This window comes from Achromobacter sp. NFACC18-2 (genome assembly GCF_900108985.1).
In the GTDB taxonomy this organism is placed as follows: domain Bacteria; phylum Pseudomonadota; class Gammaproteobacteria; order Burkholderiales; family Burkholderiaceae_B; genus Achromobacter.
The window spans coordinates 1-15,316 of the sequence record NZ_FNYM01000030.1 but is presented as its reverse complement, the minus strand read 5'-3'; the positions used below and the strand labels follow the sequence as shown (position 1 = coordinate 15,316).

Annotated in this window: 13 protein-coding genes; 3 read left to right on the top strand and 10 right to left on the bottom strand. The window is 67.7% G+C overall.

The annotated features are described in order from the left end of the window. Positions 1-18: 18 nt before the first annotated feature. From holA to BMW75_RS28680, 6 genes are all read right to left on the bottom strand, one after another. Complete coding sequence (gene holA / locus BMW75_RS28705; RefSeq protein WP_076515539.1) at positions 19-1,074, bottom strand: DNA polymerase III subunit delta; 1,056 nt, start codon at positions 1,072-1,074, stop codon at positions 19-21. A 3-nt stretch (positions 1,075-1,077) separates the two neighbouring features. Beyond that, positions 1,078-1,740, bottom strand: coding sequence for an LPS-assembly lipoprotein LptE (gene lptE / locus BMW75_RS28700; protein ID WP_076515537.1), 663 nt, complete (start codon positions 1,738-1,740; stop codon positions 1,078-1,080). An 11-nt stretch (positions 1,741-1,751) separates the two neighbouring features. Continuing rightward, entirely contained in the window at positions 1,752-4,409 is a 2,658-nt protein-coding gene (gene leuS / locus BMW75_RS28695) for a leucine--tRNA ligase (RefSeq protein ID WP_092582870.1), read from the bottom strand. Between the two features lie 87 nt (positions 4,410-4,496). Then, complete coding sequence (locus tag BMW75_RS28690; protein WP_092582881.1) at positions 4,497-5,657, bottom strand: MFS transporter; 1,161 nt, start codon at positions 5,655-5,657, stop codon at positions 4,497-4,499. A gap of 100 nt (positions 5,658-5,757) precedes the next feature. Then, the gene (locus BMW75_RS28685) at positions 5,758-6,270 is read right to left on the bottom strand and encodes a MarR family winged helix-turn-helix transcriptional regulator (RefSeq protein WP_092582869.1); all 513 of its coding nucleotides are present in this window, start codon (positions 6,268-6,270) and stop codon (positions 5,758-5,760) included. A gap of 156 nt (positions 6,271-6,426) precedes the next feature. Beyond that, the gene (locus BMW75_RS28680) at positions 6,427-6,903 is read right to left on the bottom strand and encodes an HU family DNA-binding protein (protein ID WP_092582868.1); all 477 of its coding nucleotides are present in this window, start codon (positions 6,901-6,903) and stop codon (positions 6,427-6,429) included. A 364-nt stretch (positions 6,904-7,267) separates the two neighbouring features. Between BMW75_RS28680 and BMW75_RS28675 the strand changes: the two genes are divergently transcribed. The 3 genes from BMW75_RS28675 to BMW75_RS28665 are packed head-to-tail and all read left to right on the top strand — an operon-like array spanning position 7,268 to position 10,873. Beyond that, entirely contained in the window at positions 7,268-8,428 is a 1,161-nt protein-coding gene (locus BMW75_RS28675) for a D-alanyl-D-alanine carboxypeptidase family protein (protein WP_083714128.1), read from the top strand. A 27-nt stretch (positions 8,429-8,455) separates the two neighbouring features. After that, positions 8,456-9,004 (top strand): hemerythrin domain-containing protein, encoded by a 549-nt coding sequence (locus BMW75_RS28670; RefSeq protein ID WP_092582867.1) that lies wholly within the window; start codon positions 8,456-8,458, stop codon positions 9,002-9,004. 60 nt (positions 9,005-9,064) lie between these two features. Continuing rightward, the gene (locus BMW75_RS28665) at positions 9,065-10,873 is read left to right on the top strand and encodes a SulP family inorganic anion transporter (protein ID WP_175493299.1); all 1,809 of its coding nucleotides are present in this window, start codon (positions 9,065-9,067) and stop codon (positions 10,871-10,873) included. 79 nt (positions 10,874-10,952) lie between these two features. Here the strand turns inward: BMW75_RS28665 and BMW75_RS28660 are convergent, their stop codons facing one another. The 4 genes from BMW75_RS28660 to BMW75_RS28645 form a co-directional block, all read right to left on the bottom strand. Next, the gene (locus BMW75_RS28660) at positions 10,953-11,720 is read right to left on the bottom strand and encodes an ABC transporter ATP-binding protein (protein WP_092582866.1); all 768 of its coding nucleotides are present in this window, start codon (positions 11,718-11,720) and stop codon (positions 10,953-10,955) included. After that, a complete protein-coding gene (locus BMW75_RS28655; RefSeq protein ID WP_092582865.1) occupies positions 11,717-13,594 on the bottom strand; it encodes an ABC transporter permease in 1,878 nt (625 codons plus the stop codon). The genes BMW75_RS28660 and BMW75_RS28655 overlap by 4 nt, the downstream gene beginning before the upstream one ends. Continuing rightward, a complete protein-coding gene (locus tag BMW75_RS28650) occupies positions 13,594-14,823 on the bottom strand; it encodes an ABC transporter substrate-binding protein (RefSeq protein WP_092582864.1) in 1,230 nt (409 codons plus the stop codon). Before BMW75_RS28650 ends, BMW75_RS28655 begins: the two co-directional genes overlap by 1 nt. A gap of 212 nt (positions 14,824-15,035) precedes the next feature. Next, positions 15,036-15,316, bottom strand: a 281-nt coding sequence (locus BMW75_RS28645) for an integrase core domain-containing protein (RefSeq protein ID WP_139208620.1), incomplete at its 5' end; no start/stop codon positions are given.

Below are 15,316 nucleotides of genomic sequence, written 5' to 3'. Positions count from 1 at the left end.
GCGGCGGCCAGGCCGCCTTCACGGTCGTCCGCCGGCGGCGGCCACGCGCAGCGCCAGGCGGGTCATTTCTTCCCAGGGGTCGGAGAGGCGCCCGGGAACCGACAGGCCCTTGATCAGCCGGTCGACTTCATGGGCATGCTGCACGGCGGCGGGCCAGACGCCGGGCTGGACCCGGTTCAGGGCCTGCAGCGCCAGGCGCTCGTGGGCGCCGAAGATGCGCAGGCGCCGCATCAGTCCGTTGGCGTCCTGGCCCAGCGCCCGAGCCTCGGCGACGCGCGCGAGCAGGCGGATTTCTTCGCCGACCGCCCACAGCACCAGCGGCAGCGCTTCGCCTTCGGCGCGCAGGCCGTCGATCATGCGGATGGTGCGGCCGATGTCGCCGGCCAGCATGGCGTCGCGCAGGCCGAAGACGTCGTAGCGCGCGACGTTCAGCACGGCGCGCTCCACGTCCTCGGGGGCAAGCTGACCTTCGGGGTAGAGCAGGCCCAGCTTCTGGATTTCCTGGTGGGCGGCGAGCAGGTTGCCTTCGACCTTGTCGGCCATCCATTGCAGGGTGGCGCTGTCGGCGCGCTGGTTCTGGCGCGCCAGCCGCATGCCGACCCAGGCGGGCAGGCGCGCGCGTTCGATGCTGGCGATGTCGACCGTCATGCCGGCGCGGGTCAGCGCCTGCATCCAGCGGCTTTCCCGCGTGGCCTTGTCCAGCCGGGGCAGGGAGATCAGCACCAGGGTGTCGGCGTCTGGCTGCTTTTCGGCCTGTTCGGCCAGCTTGGCCAAGGTGTCGGCGCCGGACTTGCCGGGCTTGCCGGTAGGGATCTTGATTTCGAGGATGCGGCGGTCGCCGAAGAGCGACACGCTCTGCGTGGCGGCGATGACGGCGCTCCAGTCGCTGCGCGCGTCCATCACCATGGACAGGCGCTCGGTGTAGCCCGCGTTGCGCGCGGCGGCGCGCAGCGCGTCCACCGCCTCGGTCACCAGCAGCGGCTCGTCGCCGGAAACCGTGTACAGCGGCGCCAGCCGGTTGCCGGGCCGCTGCAGGTGTTCGGCCAGCCGATCCGCGTCCAGGGGCTGTGCCATGGGCTAGCGCACGTTGGTCGGATCGGTGACGGACGGCGTCTGCCACGGCGTGGGCACACGCTGCGGCTGCGGCTCGTTCGGGTTGAAGAGCGGGGTTTCGCCGGTATCTTCGCCGGCCTGCGCGGCTTCGAACGCCTTGTGCACGTCCGGCGCCGTGATACGGCGCAGCACGCGCGACACCAGATCGCGCTGCATGGCCTTGAACAGGGTGTCGATCTGGCCCTGCTTGGCCTGCACCACCTGGTCGTCGTACGGCATTTCGCGGAAGATCGACAGCGTCGTGTCGGGCACCAGCACGCGGCCCTGGGCGTCGATCAGGCGGAACGTGTAGTTGATGCCGAGTTCATAGGATTCGACGCGGCCCTGGGCGTTGAGCGAAACCTCGCGCAGGGTGCGCGAGTCGTTCACCTGCTGGAAGATCGCCTGCGCTTCCTTGGGCGAGTCCACCAGCTTGGTGTTGGGCGAGGCCGCGCGCAGGGCGCGGCGCACGTCCGCGCCGAACTGGGTCGTGTCGGGAATGCCCACGTACATCCGGTCGAACGGCATCGGGGTCACGCCCCGCAGCGCGAAGCCGCAGGCCGAGAGCAGCATGAACAGCGCCAGGCAGGCGCCGCGCAGCAGCCAGGTTTGGCGGGAAAGTTGCGTTTGTTGCCCGGCGAAGTACATGCTTGACCTCATCAGCCTACGACGTTGACCAGTTTGCCCGGCACCACGATGACGCGCTTGGGCGGACGGCCTTCCAGGAATCGGGCGACCTCTTCCTGGCTGGCGGCCAGCTTTTCGATGTCTTCCTTGGGGGCCTTGGCCGCCACGCGGATCGAGCCGCGCAGCTTGCCGTTGACCTGGAGCATGAGCTCGATCTCGTCGGCGACGAGGGCGGCTTCGTCCACGTGGGGCCAGGGCGCGTCGAGCAGGTCGCCCAGCTCGTGGGCGTAGCCCAGGTCGCGCCACAGGTGCCAGGTGATGTGCGGCACGACCGGATACAGCACGCGCAGCAGGACGCCGAGGGTCTCGGCGTAGGCCGCGTCGGTGGCGGCGCCCTCGGGCAGCTTGGCGTCGTCGATGGCGTTCAGCATCTTCATGCAGGCCGACACGACGGTGTTGTACTGGATGCGCTGGTAGTCGTAGTCGGCCTGCTTGAGCAGCCCGTAGACCTCGCGGCGCAGATCCTTGACGGCGGCCGGGGCCTGCGCCCAGTCGGTGCCCTGGGCCAGGCCGCGCGCCACGGCGTCGCGGTGGCCGTAGCTGATGGACCAGAGACGGCGCAGGAAGCGGTTGGAGCCTTCGACGCCGGAGTCGGACCATTCGAGGGTCTGTTCGGGCGGGCTGGCGAACATGACGAACAGGCGCGCCGTGTCGGCGCCCAGCGTGTCGATCAGCGATTGCGGGTCGACGCCGTTGTTCTTGGACTTGGACATCGTGCCCACGCCGCCGTAGGTGATGGCCGAGCCGTCCGACTTCAGCTTGGCGCCGACGATGGCGCCGCGGTCGTCGTACACATTTTCGACGTCCTCGGGCCAGAAGTACTCGATGCCGCCCTGGGGCGTCTTGCGCGAGTAGATGTGGTTGAGCACCATGCCCTGGCACAGCAGCTTGGTGAAGGGCTCGTCGAAGTTGAGCAGGCCCATGTCGCGCATGACCTTGGTCCAGAAGCGCGCGTACAAGAGGTGCAGCACGGCGTGCTCGATGCCGCCGATGTACTGGTCCATCGGCATCCAGTAGTCATTGCGCGTGTCGACCATGGCGTTGTCGTTGCCGGGCGAGGTGTAGCGCATGAAGTACCAGGACGAGTCCACGAACGTGTCCATCGTGTCCGTTTCGCGGCGCGCGGGCTTGCCGCACTTGGGGCAGGCGCAGGACAGGAAGGCTTCGTTCTTGGCCAGCGGGTTGCCGCTGCCGTCGGGAATGAGGTCGTCGGGCAGGACCACGGGCAGGTCCTTCTCCGGCACCGGCACGGGACCGCAGTCCGCGCAGTGGATGATGGGGATCGGGGTGCCCCAGTAGCGCTGGCGCGAGATGCCCCAGTCGCGCAGGCGCCAGGTGGTCTGCTTTTCGCCCAGGCCCTTTTCGGCCAGGTCGGCGGCAATGGCGTCCACGGCTTCCTTGTAGGACAGGCCGTCGTACTTGCCGGAGTTGATGGTGCGGCCGGACTGCTTGTCGCCGTACCATTCCTGCCAGGCGTCGGTGGAATATGCCTTGCGGGCCACGTCCACGACCTGGACGATGGGCAGGCCGTATTTCTTGGCGAAGGCGAAGTCGCGCTCGTCGTGCGACGGCACGCCCATGACGGCGCCGTCGCCATAGGTCATGAGCACGTAGTTGCCGACCCAGACCTCGACCTGCGCGCCCGTGATGGGGTGCGTGACGAACAGGCCCGTGGGCATGCCTTCTTTTTCGCGCGTGGCCATTTCGGCCTCGGTCGTGCCGCCCAGCTTGCATTGTTCGATGAACGCGGCGAGCTGGGGATTGCTGGCGGCGGCGTGCGTGGCCAGGGGGTGCTCCGGCGCCACGGCGCAGAAGGTCACGCCCATGATCGTGTCGGCGCGGGTGGTGAAGACGTACAGCTTGCCGTCCTGGATCAGCTGGCCGTCCTGGCCGGCGATCTGGTGCGGGAAGGCAAAGCGCAGGCCCTCGGACTTGCCGATCCAGTTCTCCTGCATCAGGCGCACGCGCTCGGGCCAGCCGGGCAGGTCGTTCTGGACGGCGCCCAGCAGTTCGTCGGCGTAATCGGTGATGCGCAGGTAGTAGCCGGGGATCTCGCGCTTTTCAACGAGCGCGCCCGAGCGCCAGCCGCGGCCGTCGATGACCTGTTCGTTGGCCAGCACGGTCTGGTCGACCGGGTCCCAGTTCACGACCTGGGTCTTGCGGTAGGCGACGCCCTTTTCGAGCATCTTCAGGAACAGCCACTGGTTCCACTTGTAGTACTGCGGATCGCAGGCGCACATCTCGCGCGTCCAGTCGATCGCCAGACCCATCGCCTTCATCTGCTTCTTCATGTAGGCGATGTTGTCGTAGGTCCACTTGGCGGGTGGCACCTTGGACTTGATGGCGGCGTTTTCCGCCGGCATGCCGAAGGCGTCCCAGCCCATGGGCATCAAGACGTTGTAGCCGCGCATGCGCAGCTGGCGGGCCATCATGTCGTTGATGGTGTAGTTGCGCACGTGGCCCATGTGCAGCTTGCCGCTGGGATAGGGCAGCATGGAGCAGGCATAGAACTTGGGCTTTTCGGAGCCGTCGGCGTTCTTGGCGTGTTCTTGGACCAGATAGACGTCGCGGGCCTGCCAGTCTTGTTGGGCGGCCGCTTCGACGGTAGTGGGGAGGTAGCGTTCCTGCATGGGCTCGTGCGCGGTGGCAAAAAAGGGGTGAGCCGCCCCATCGCGCCGGGGCGCGGTGGCGGTCAAAACCCCTGATTATAGGAGGTGCTAGGCGCGGGCAGGCGCCGGGGGCGTTTCCGGGATGCGCGCACTGGGCGCGAGGGCGCCATATGCCAGCGTCACGGCCGCCAGGACGGCGCCCGCGGTCACCACGGCGGGCCACCCGAAATGGGCGTAGAGCCAGGACGATACCAGCGAACCGGACGCCCCGCCGATGAAGTAGCAGGTGACGTAGCCGGCCGTCAGGCGGCTGCGCGCCTCGGGCCGCAGGCGGTAGATGGAACTGGTATTGGTGACATGGACGCCCTGGATCGCCAGATCCTGCACCAGGATGCCGGCCAGCAGGGCGATCACCGAAACCTGGCCGAACGCCATCAGTCCCCAGGAACCCAGCAGCAGCAACAGGCCCACGCGGGTGGCGATATTGCCCAGGCCGCGGTCGGCCAGGCGTCCGAAGCGGTTGGCGGCATAGGCGCCGGCCGCGCCCGCCAGGCCGAACAGGCCGATGGTGGTGTTGCTGTATTCATAGGGCGGGCCGGCCAACAGGAAGGTGAGCGGCGTCCACAGCATGCTGAAGGCGGCGAACAGCAGCCCGCCGATGAGCGACCGGGCGCGGAACAGCGGTTCCTCGACGAACATGCGCAGAATCGAGCCCAGCAGCTGCGGATAGCTCATCGCCGTGGGGCTCTGGTAGCGGGGCAGCACCCGCCACAGGACCCCGGACATGCACAGCATCAGGATGGCGGCCACCCAGTACACCGTGCGCCAGCTGCCCACGTCGGCCAGCGCGCCGGCGGCGGTGCGGGCCAGCAGGATGCCCAGCAGCAGCCCGCTCATGACGGTGCCGACGGCCTTGCCGCGCTCATGCGGGGCCGCCAGGGTGGCGGCGAAGGGCACGAGGATCTGGGCCACGACGGACAGCATGCCGGTCAACGCCGTGCCCAGGATGAGCACCGCGATATTCGTGGCGAAGGCGGAAATCAGCAGCCCGCCCGCGGCCAGCAGGTTCATCAGCACGATCAGCGCGCGGCGCTCGAACATGTCGCCCAGCGGCACCAGCAGCATCAGCCCCACCGCGTAGCTCAGTTGCGCGGTGGTGACGATGGCGCCGGCCGTGGCGTTCGAGATCGCGAACTGCTGGCCGATGGTGTGCAGCAGCGGCTGCGCGTAGTAATTGCTGGCGACGGCCAGGCCGGTGGCCACGGACATCAGCAAGATGATGGGCGCGGTCAGCGTGGGCGAGGAGGGCGTGGAGGTAGTCACTGATTGGATGCGGAAATGGAGTGGGGCGGAATGTGTGTTGCGCCGCTCAGGCGCCGACGCTGCCGGGGGTGTCCTGGTCCTGCTTGAGCAGCAGCTTTTTCAAGAGCCCGGCCAACTGCCGGCGCTCGGCGGCGGACAGCGGGTCCAGCAGTTCATTCAGGTCCTTCAGGTATTCCTTGAGGACGACCTTGATCAGGCGCAGGCCTTCGGCGGTGAGCGACACGATGATGCCGCGCCGGTCCTGCGGATTGGGATTGCGCACCAAGAGGCCCGCCTGTTCCAGCCGGTCCAGGCGGTTGGTCATGGCGCCGGACGTGAGCAGCAGGGCCTCGACGAGTTTTTGCGGGTTCATCGCGTGGGGCGCGCCGCTGCGGTAGAGCGTGGCGAGCACATCGAACTCGCCCTGGTGCAGGTTGTGCTGGCGGAACGTGCGGTTGACGTTGCGGGTGGCGAACGCGTTCAGGCGGAACAGGCGCGCAACGACCGACATGGCGGCGAAGTCCTGCGTGGGGCACTGCGTAGTCCACTGCGAAATCACCTGGTCGACGAGATCATTCATGGTTGATGGCCACTGTTTTAATGTGAAGTATCTTAACGTGAAGATAAATTCTACCCGTGTTGTGGGGCGGTCGCAAAGTCTCCGGCGAAAAAAGAAGGGCCCGCCTCTTTCGAGGCGGGCCCTTCCCGGCTTGACCGGATACAGCGCGTAAAGAAATTACTGCGCGGCGTCCTTCAGCTTCTTGAGCGGGCGAACCTTCACCTTGACCGAAGCCGGCTTGGCGGGGAACCAGCGCTCTTCACCCGTGAACGGATCCTTGCCGAAGCGCTTGGCCTTGGCGGGAACCTTCTGCACGGCGACCTTGAACAGGCCGGGCAGCGTGAATTCGCCAGCGCCCTTCTTGTCCACGGAGCCCAGCACCGAGGTTTCCAGGCTGGCCAGAACGGCCTTGACCGACTTGGCTTCGACGCCGGATTGCTCAACGATGTAGGCGATGAGCTGGGTCTTGTTCATCGCAGCCTTGATGGCCTTGGGGGCGGCAGCGACCTTCTTGGCGGCGACGACCTTCTTGACGGCGACGGCCTTCTTGGCAGCCGGCTTCACGGCGGGCTTGGCGGCGGTTGCCTTCTTTGCGGGCGCCTTGACGGCGGTCTTGGTGACTTTCTTGGCAGGAGCTTTAGCTTTCGTGGCCATGGTCAAAATCCGTATGTTGAGGACATGGAGCAGCGCGTGCCGGATATCGGCATTTGACGCTACGCGCCCGATGATAGCGGAAGAGCGGCGCCAGATGCGGCTTTCCAGCGGGTTTTAAGCCACTGTTTGTTGTTTTCACCGCAGAAAAGTGCCTTCTGCAAGGGGTTTCGCAAGATGTCGTGACAAAAGGCGCGCGAAATCATGGCGGGAATCGCGGTGTAAATAGCGGCAGGAATCGCGCCAGGAATTCCGGCCGGTGAACCTATCTTGCGGCGCGTGTTCAAATTGCGGGCGGCGCGCGGGGCCCGGCATGGCAGGCCCGTCGCGCGCCGAAAGAAACCACGCATGGAAGTGAAGCAGCTATATGTTGATGAAGAAGTTGGCGGCGAGCCTGCTCGTTGCGACCGCTTGTATATCTGGCGCCATGGCGCAATCGATGCCCGCGCCGGCGCTGTCGGCCAAGGCCTGGCTGCTGCTGGACGAAACCAGCGGGCAGGTCATCGCGTCGCACGCGGCCACGTCGCGCATCGAGCCGGCGTCCTTGACCAAGATCATGACGGCCTACGTCGTGTTCGACGCGCTGACGAAGAAAGAGCTGACGGCCAGCCAATTGGTCACGATTTCGACGCGGGCGTGGAAGGTGCCGGCGGGCAGTTCGAAGATGTTCCTGGAGCCCAATTCGAAGGTGAGCGTGGACGACCTGCTGCGCGGGTTGATGATCCAATCGGGCAATGATGCGGCCATCGCGCTGGCCGAGGCCGTGTCGGGCAGCGTCGAGGCCTTTGTCGCGCGGATGAACGACACCGCGGCCCGGCTGGGCCTGCACGCCACGCATTTCGCCAGCCCGCATGGGTTGCCGGACCCCGGCACGTATTCCACCGCGAGCGACCTCTCCATCCTGGCCACGCGCTTCATCCGCGATTTTCCGCAGCTCTACAAGACTTACGATTCGGCCAGGCAATTCACGTTCAACAAGATCACGCAGTCCAACCGCAACCGCCTGCTGTGGCTGGATCCCAGCGTGGACGGCCTGAAGACCGGGCATACGGATTCGGCCGGGTATTGCATCATCGCCACGGCGCGGCGGGCCAATGGCGACGATCAGCGCCGGCTCATCACCGTGGTGGTCGGCACCGCGTCCGACAAGCTGCGCACGCAGGAAAGCCGCGAGTTGCTGGAGTGGGGCTTCCAGGGGTTCAATACCATCAAGCTCTATGCGCGCGGACAGGCCGTGGCCTCGCCGGAGGTCTGGAAGGGCGAGAGCGACAGCCTGAAGGCCGGTTTCTCGCGCGACGCCTACGTGACGGTGCCCGCCGGCGCCAAGGTCGAGTCCGTCTGGGCGCCGCAGGCGCCGCTGATCGCGCCGATCGCGGCGCAGTCCACGGTGGGCGAGTTGCGCGTCATGGTGGACGGCAAGCCGGCCATGCATTTCCCGGTGGTGGCGCTGGAGCCGGTGGCCGAGGCGGGCATCGCGGGGCGCGCATGGGATTCCATCCGGCTGTGGTGGCGCGGTTCGCAGGGATAACGCAGGACCATTTCGCGGAGGCATGCGATGGCAGTGAGCTTTCCTGGCGGGCCCGCCCCGGCGCCGGGTCCTGACGAGCCGCTGGCGCTGCTGTCAGCCTGCCATGGGCGCATTGCGCGCCAATGCGCCACGCTGGCGCGGCTGGCCGCGCACGTGGCGGCGCACGGCAGCGACGGCGCGGCGCAGACGGCCGCCGCGAGCGTGTGCCGTTACTTTGACACCGCGGCCGCGCATCATCACGAAGACGAGGAAGACGACCTGTTCCCGGCCCTGATCGAATCCATGGCCGGGTCGGATGCGGTGTGCCTGCATGCGCTCGTGGACGGCCTGATGGCCGATCACCGGCGACTGGCCGGCTTGTGGGGGCCGCTGCGCGAGACCTTGTCGGAGATCGCGGCGGGACGGCCCGCGCCATTGCCGCCGCAGCAGGTGCAGGCGTTCACCGAGGCGTACCAGGCGCACATCCGGCGCGAAGAGGACGAACTGCTGCCGATGGCGGCGCGGCTGATTTCGGATGAGGCGCTGGCCGCAATCGGCCAGGCCATGAAGGCGCGCCGCGGCGGCGAGGCGGGCTGACGCGCGCGGCGCGCGTTGCGGCGTTGGGGGCGAGCGTTTACCCTAGGCGGACAGGCGCGAATGCCGAGGCCCGGAGAACAAGACAGGATGATGCAGGGGGGAAAAAACATAGCGCGCCGGCTTTTCGGCCCGTGGGTGGATGACGTCAACAGGCTGACGCTGCGCGCCGACCTGGCCGCCGGTCTCTTGGGCGCGTTGCTGGTGCTGCCGCAAGGCGTGGCTTTCGCCACGCTGGCGGGCCTGCCGCCGGAATACGGCCTCTATTCGGCCATCGTGCCCTGTATCGTGGCGGCGCTGTTCGGTTCCAGTCGCCATGTGATGTCCGGGCCGACCAATGCGAACTCGCTTGCGCTGTTTGCCGTGCTGGCGCCGTTGGCGGCCGCGGGCAGTCCGGCCTACATCCAGCTTGCGCTCGCCGTGACCGTGCTGGTCGGCCTGATGCAATGGCTGGTTGGCGCATTGCGGCTGGGTTCGCTGGCGCATTTCATCTCGCCGTCGGCGTTGTTCGGCTTCACCAGCGGCGCCGCCCTGTTGATCGCGGTGCATGCGCTGAAGGATGCCTTGGGATTGCCGGCGTCGGAGGCGCATGGCGCGGGCGCGGTGCTGGAGAGCCTGGCCACGCATATCGGACAGGCGCATCCCGGCGCCGTGCTGGTGACGCTGGTGACCCTGGGCGCGGCCTTGCTGGCGCGCAGGCTGGACAAGCGCAAGCCCTACATGCTGCTCGGACTGGCCGCGGGGACATTCGCGGCCTGGGTCTTCAATACGCTGATCGGGTCGCAAGGCGGGACGCCGGTTCCCGTGCTGGGGGCGATTGCCCAGCCCTGGCCGCCGTTCCACGTGCCCAGCGTCGACTGGCGCGCGCTGCCCGATCTGCTTAGCCTGGCGTTCGCGCTGACCATCGTGGCGCTGGCGCAGTCCATTTCCATTGCCAAGGCCGTGGCTTCGCGTTCAGGGCAGCGCATCGATGCGAACCGCGAGTTCGTGGGGCAGGGCCTGTCGAATATCGTGGGCGGCCTGTTTTCCTCTTACCTGTCCTGCGGTTCGCTCAATCGCTCCATTCCCAACTTCGAGGCCGGCGCCAAGACGCCGCTCGCGTCGGTGTTTTCGGCGCTGTTGCTGATGCTGCTGGTCGCGGTGTCCGCGCCGTTGCTGGCGCTGATTCCGCACGCCGCGATCTCCGGCTTGCTGCTGCTGGTGGCCTGGACGCTGCTGGACCTGCCGCGATGGCGCCAACTGCTGCGCACGCAGCGCGGCGAGTGCGCCATCGCCGGCGCGACGCTGGCCGCCACCATCGCCATCCGGATGGAGGTCGCGATCCTGCTGGGCACCGTGCTGTCGCTCATGGTGTATCTGCACCGCACGTCGCGGCCGGCGATGCGCACGATGGGCTTCGATTCGCGCGGCCTGGAGCGGCGCTTCGTCGTCCTGGAGCATCAGCCGGACGCCTTGCCCGAGTGCCCCCAACTAAAGCTGCTGCGCATGGAAGGCTCGGTGTATTTCGGCGCGGCCGCGCATGTGGCGCAGCGCCTGCACGATTTGCGCGCGGCGCCCGGCGCGCCGCGTCATCTGCTGGTGATGGCCAAAAGCATGAACTTCATCGACCTGGCTGGCGCGCAGGTGTGGGACGACGAACTGGCGGCCAGGCGCGCCATGGGCGGCGACCTGTACTTTCACCGGCCGCGGCCCGAGGTGATGGACATGTGGCGGCGCACCGGATTCCTGGAACGGCTGGGCGCTGATCACATCTTTCCGGACAAGGCGACGGCGCTGAATACCATCTACGGCAAGCTGGACCGCAATATCTGCGCGGGATGCACGGCCAGGATTTTCTGGGAATGCCAGCCCGAGCGTGCGCAGGACGGCTGATGCTCGTGCCGCGGCAGGCGGTCGCCGCCGCGCTGCCCGATGTCCCGCGCCGCCATCGCCGCGGTGGCCGCACGCCCGTTCAGGCGTCCAGCGGCGCTTCGGTGCCCAGGTAGGCGGCCTTGACCCGTTCGTTTCCGGCGATCGCCGCCGGCGCGCCTTCGGCCAAGAGGCCCCCGCGCACCAGCACGGCGATGCGGTCGGCGTGCTTGAACACGACGTCCAGGCTGTGCTCGGTGAACAGGACGGCGATACGTTGCTGGTCGGCCAATTCGCGGGTCAGGCGCATCAGCGCATGGCGCTCGTTGGTGGCCATGCCTGCCGTCGGTTCGTCCATGAGCAGCAGGCGCGGCTGGTGGGCCAACGCCATCGCCAGTTCGACACGCTTGACGTCGCCGTAGGCCAGGGTGCCGCAAGCCTCGTGCGCCTTGTCGGCCATGTGCACCTGCGACAGCAGCGCCATCGCTTCGGCGGCGGCGTGGCGGGTGGCGCGGCGCCACGGATTGAAGAGCAGGCGGTCGCGCGACAACAGGGCGGTCTGGATGTTTTCGAGCACGGTCATCGACCGGAACGTGGCCGCGGTCTGGAAGCTGCGGCCGACGCCCAGCCGGCAGACGCGCGCGGCCGACAGGCCGACGAGCTCCTGGCCGTCCAGCAGCACCGATCCCGAATCCGGCCGCAACTGGCCGCCCAGCACGTTGAAGCAGGTCGACTTGCCCGCGCCGTTCGGCCCGATCAAGGCCAGCATCTGGCCGGCTTCGAGCGTGAAGGAGACGTTCGCCAGCGCCTCGATGCCGCCGAACGACTTGCGCAGGTTGCGCACCTGCAGCAGGGGGGCGGCGGGGCTCATGCGGGCCTCCGGCGCAAGCGGGCGGCCGCGCCGGCCAGTCCTTCAGGGAAGGCCATGACGAGCGCCAGGATGGCCAGGCCCAGCACGGCGTGCCAGTACTCGGTGCTGCGCGCCGCGGCGTCCTGCAGCCAGGTGTAGGACGCCGCGCCGACGAGCGGGCCCGCCAGCGTCTGGATGCCGCCCAGCAGCACCATGACCAACCCGTCCACGGATCGGCTCACCGCCAGCACGTCGGGCGCAATGCTGCCCTTGGAAAATGCGTAGAGCGAGCCGGCCAGTCCCGCAGCGAACGCTGCCGCCACGAAGCCCGCCCACTGGATGCGGCGCGTGTCCATGCCCAGCGCCTGCGCGCGCAAGTCGGAATCGCGCACGCCGCGCAGCGCATAGCCCAGCGGCGAGAACGCCAGCCGGCGCAGCCACCAGACCCCCGCCGTGCACAGCGCGAGCGTGAGGTAATAGAACCAGGGCCCCTGCGCCAGCCAGGCGGAGGGCCACAGGCCGGTCAGCCCGTTGCTGCCGCCCGTGACGTCGTCCCACTGATAGGTGAGGGCCCACAGGATCTGCGCGACGGCCAGGGTCAGCATGGCCAGGTATACGCCGGACAGGCGTACGCAGAACCAGCCGAACACCAGCGCGCCGAACGCCGCGGCGAAGGGGCCAAGCACCAGGGCCGCTTCCATCGGGACGGCGGCCAGCTTCAGGAGCAGCGCGGCGCCGTAGGCGCCCAGCCCGAACCAGGCGGCGTGGCCGAACGAGGTCATGCCCGCCAGGCCGGTCAGAAAGTGCAGACTGGCGGCGAACAGCGCCGCGATCAGGATCTCCGTCATCAGGATGCTGAGATACGGCCAGTGCAGCGTGACGACGGGCACCAGGGCCAACAGCGCGAGCAGCACGCCATAGGCCAGCCGCAGGCGCGGGCCGGCCGGCGCAATCGGACGCTCGGGCAGGCCCGCGTGCGAGGCCGGCGCGGGCGGCTTGCCCAGCAGCCCCCACGGCCGCACCACCAGCACCACCGCCATCACCGCGAATTCGGCCAGCAGCGTGAGCTTGGACAGGTTGAAGACCCACGGGCCGATGGGCACCTGGCCAAGAAACACGAACAGCGCCTTGACGGAGCAGATCAGCAGCGCCGCCAGAAAGGCGCCCGGCACCGACCCGAGTCCGCCCACGACCACCACCACGAAGGCGCTGGCGATGATTTCCAGGTCCAGCCCCAGCGTGGCGGGCACGCGCGGCGCGGCCAGCGCCCCGCCCAGGCCGGCGAGGAAGGCGCCCAGCGTGAAGGCGGAGGTGAACAGCCAGGCCTGGTTCACCCCCAGCGCCGCCAGCATCGTGCGGTTCTCGGCCGCAGCGCGCAGCAGCCGGCCCCAGCGGGTGCGCATGAGCAGCAGCCACAGCAGGCCCAGCACAACGGGGCCGGCGGCGATCAGCAGGAGATCGTATTCGGGGTAACGGCGGCCCAGGATCTGCACCGCGCCGGACAGGCCCGGCGCGCGGGCGGAGAAGAGGTCTTCGGGTCCCCAGACCGCCAGGGCCAGATCGCCGATGATGAGCACCAGCGCAAAGGTGGCCAGGAGCTGGAAGAGTTCAGGCGCCCGGTAAAGGCGCTTGAGCACCAGCAGTTCGGCGGCGGCGCCGATCAGGCCGGTGGCCAGCGCCGCCAGCAGCAGGCCGAACCAATAGCCCGCGCCGCCGCCAAAGTAGCTGGTGAAGGTCCAGGCCAGGTAGATCCCCAGCATGTAGAACGAGCCGTGCGCGAAGTTGACCACGCGCGTCACGCCGAAGATCAACGACAGGCCAGCGGCGACCAGGAACAGCGCGCTGGCGTCGGCCAGGCCGTTGAGCAGCTGCAGCAGCAGCCCCGAAACATTCATCAGTGAGCCGGCCGCATCTTGCGCACCTGCTCGTCAGGCGGTTGCAGCCGGGCGCCGTCGATGTAGGAAAAGTCCTTCATGATGCCCTTGCCGTCTTCCACCGCGGTCACGCCCACGTAGACGCCCATCGTGGACTGGTGGTCGATCTTGCGGTACTGGATGGGGCCATAGGGCGTGTCCACCTTCAGGCCCGCAAAGGCGTCGACGAGCTTTTCGGTGTCGACGGAGCCGGCGGCCTTCAGGCCTTGCGCGATGGACATCAGCGACGCATAGCCGACCACCGATCCCACCTTGGGCGTTTCATTGAAGCGCTTCTTGTAGGCCTCGACGAAAGCCTTGTTCTCAGGCGTGTCGATGGCGTACCAGGGGTAGCCGGTGACGATCCAGCCTGTGGGCGTATCGGCGCCCAGCGGCTCCAGGTATTCGGGCTCGCCCGACAGCAGCGACACCACGGGCATGTTTTCGAACAGGCCGCGCGTGTTGCCCTCGCGCACGAAACGCGTCAGGTCGGCGGCGAACAGCACGTTGAAGATCGCGTCGGGCTTGGCGTCGGCCAGCGCCTGCACCACGGCGCCCGCATCCACCTTGCCCAGCGGCACCGCCTGTTCGGCGACGAATTCCACGTCGGACTGGAAGGACTGCATCATGGCCTTGAACGTGGCCACGGCGGACTGGCCGTATTCGTAATTGGGGTAGACGATGGCCCAGCGCTTCTTGCGCAGCGCCAGCGCCTTGGGCGCCACCGCGGCCACGTGCATCCAGGTGGACGGACGCAGGCGGTAGGTGTAGCGGTTGCCTTCCTGCCACGTGATCTTGTCGGTGAGGGGCTCGGCCGCCAGGAAGAAAACCTCCTGCTGCTTGGCGAAGTCGGTCAGCGCCAGGCCGGTGTTGGACAGAAAGCCGCCGAACAGCAGCTCGACTTTTTCGCGCGCCAGCAGTTCCTGCGCGGCGCGCACCGAATCGCCGGGATTGCCGTTGTCGTCGCGGGAAATGACTTCGAGCTTTCTGCCCAGCACGCCGCCCGCGGCGTTGACCTCTTCGAGCGCCAGCTGCCAGCCCTTTTTATAGGGGCCCAGGAAGGCGGGAATGGCCTTGTAGCTGTTGATCTCGCCGATGCGGATCGGCGGTTCCTTGTCTTTCGCGACGGCGGGCGCGGCCGGGGCCAGCGCCAGGGCCAGGAGCGCGGGCGCGAGCGCGCGGCGCAGCAGGGTGAGGCAGGGACGGATCATGGCGGGTATCGCAGAATGAAGATGAATCGGGCCTCTGCGCGCGCCGGGGCGCCGCGGGTGCGGCCTAATTGAAACATGCGCTCCAGCAATGCGGCAAACGGAATCGGTCTGGCGCGGCGCCCGCCGGCCCGCGGTCCGCAACCGGTCGTTCCGAGCCCGCGGTGACCCGTCCTGCCATAGGTTGACACCTACGGCACGGTATCCGTAGCAGGCTACGGACTGAACACCCGATGAACTTCATCGGGTGTTTTGCATTGTAGGGACAGGTGCGGTCGCTCGGTGTTGTAGATATCGACGGACTGCTTGACCATGAGCCGGGCTTGGGCCAGATCAGCGGGCCTGTGGAGCAACAACTCTCCCTTCAGGATGCCGTTGACCCGTTCTGCCAAGGCATTCTGGTAGCAGTCGTAGCCGTCAGTCATTGAGCAACGGATGCCGTGCCGCGCGTGCAGGCGCTGGTAGTACGTTGAGCAATACTGGATTCCTCGATCCG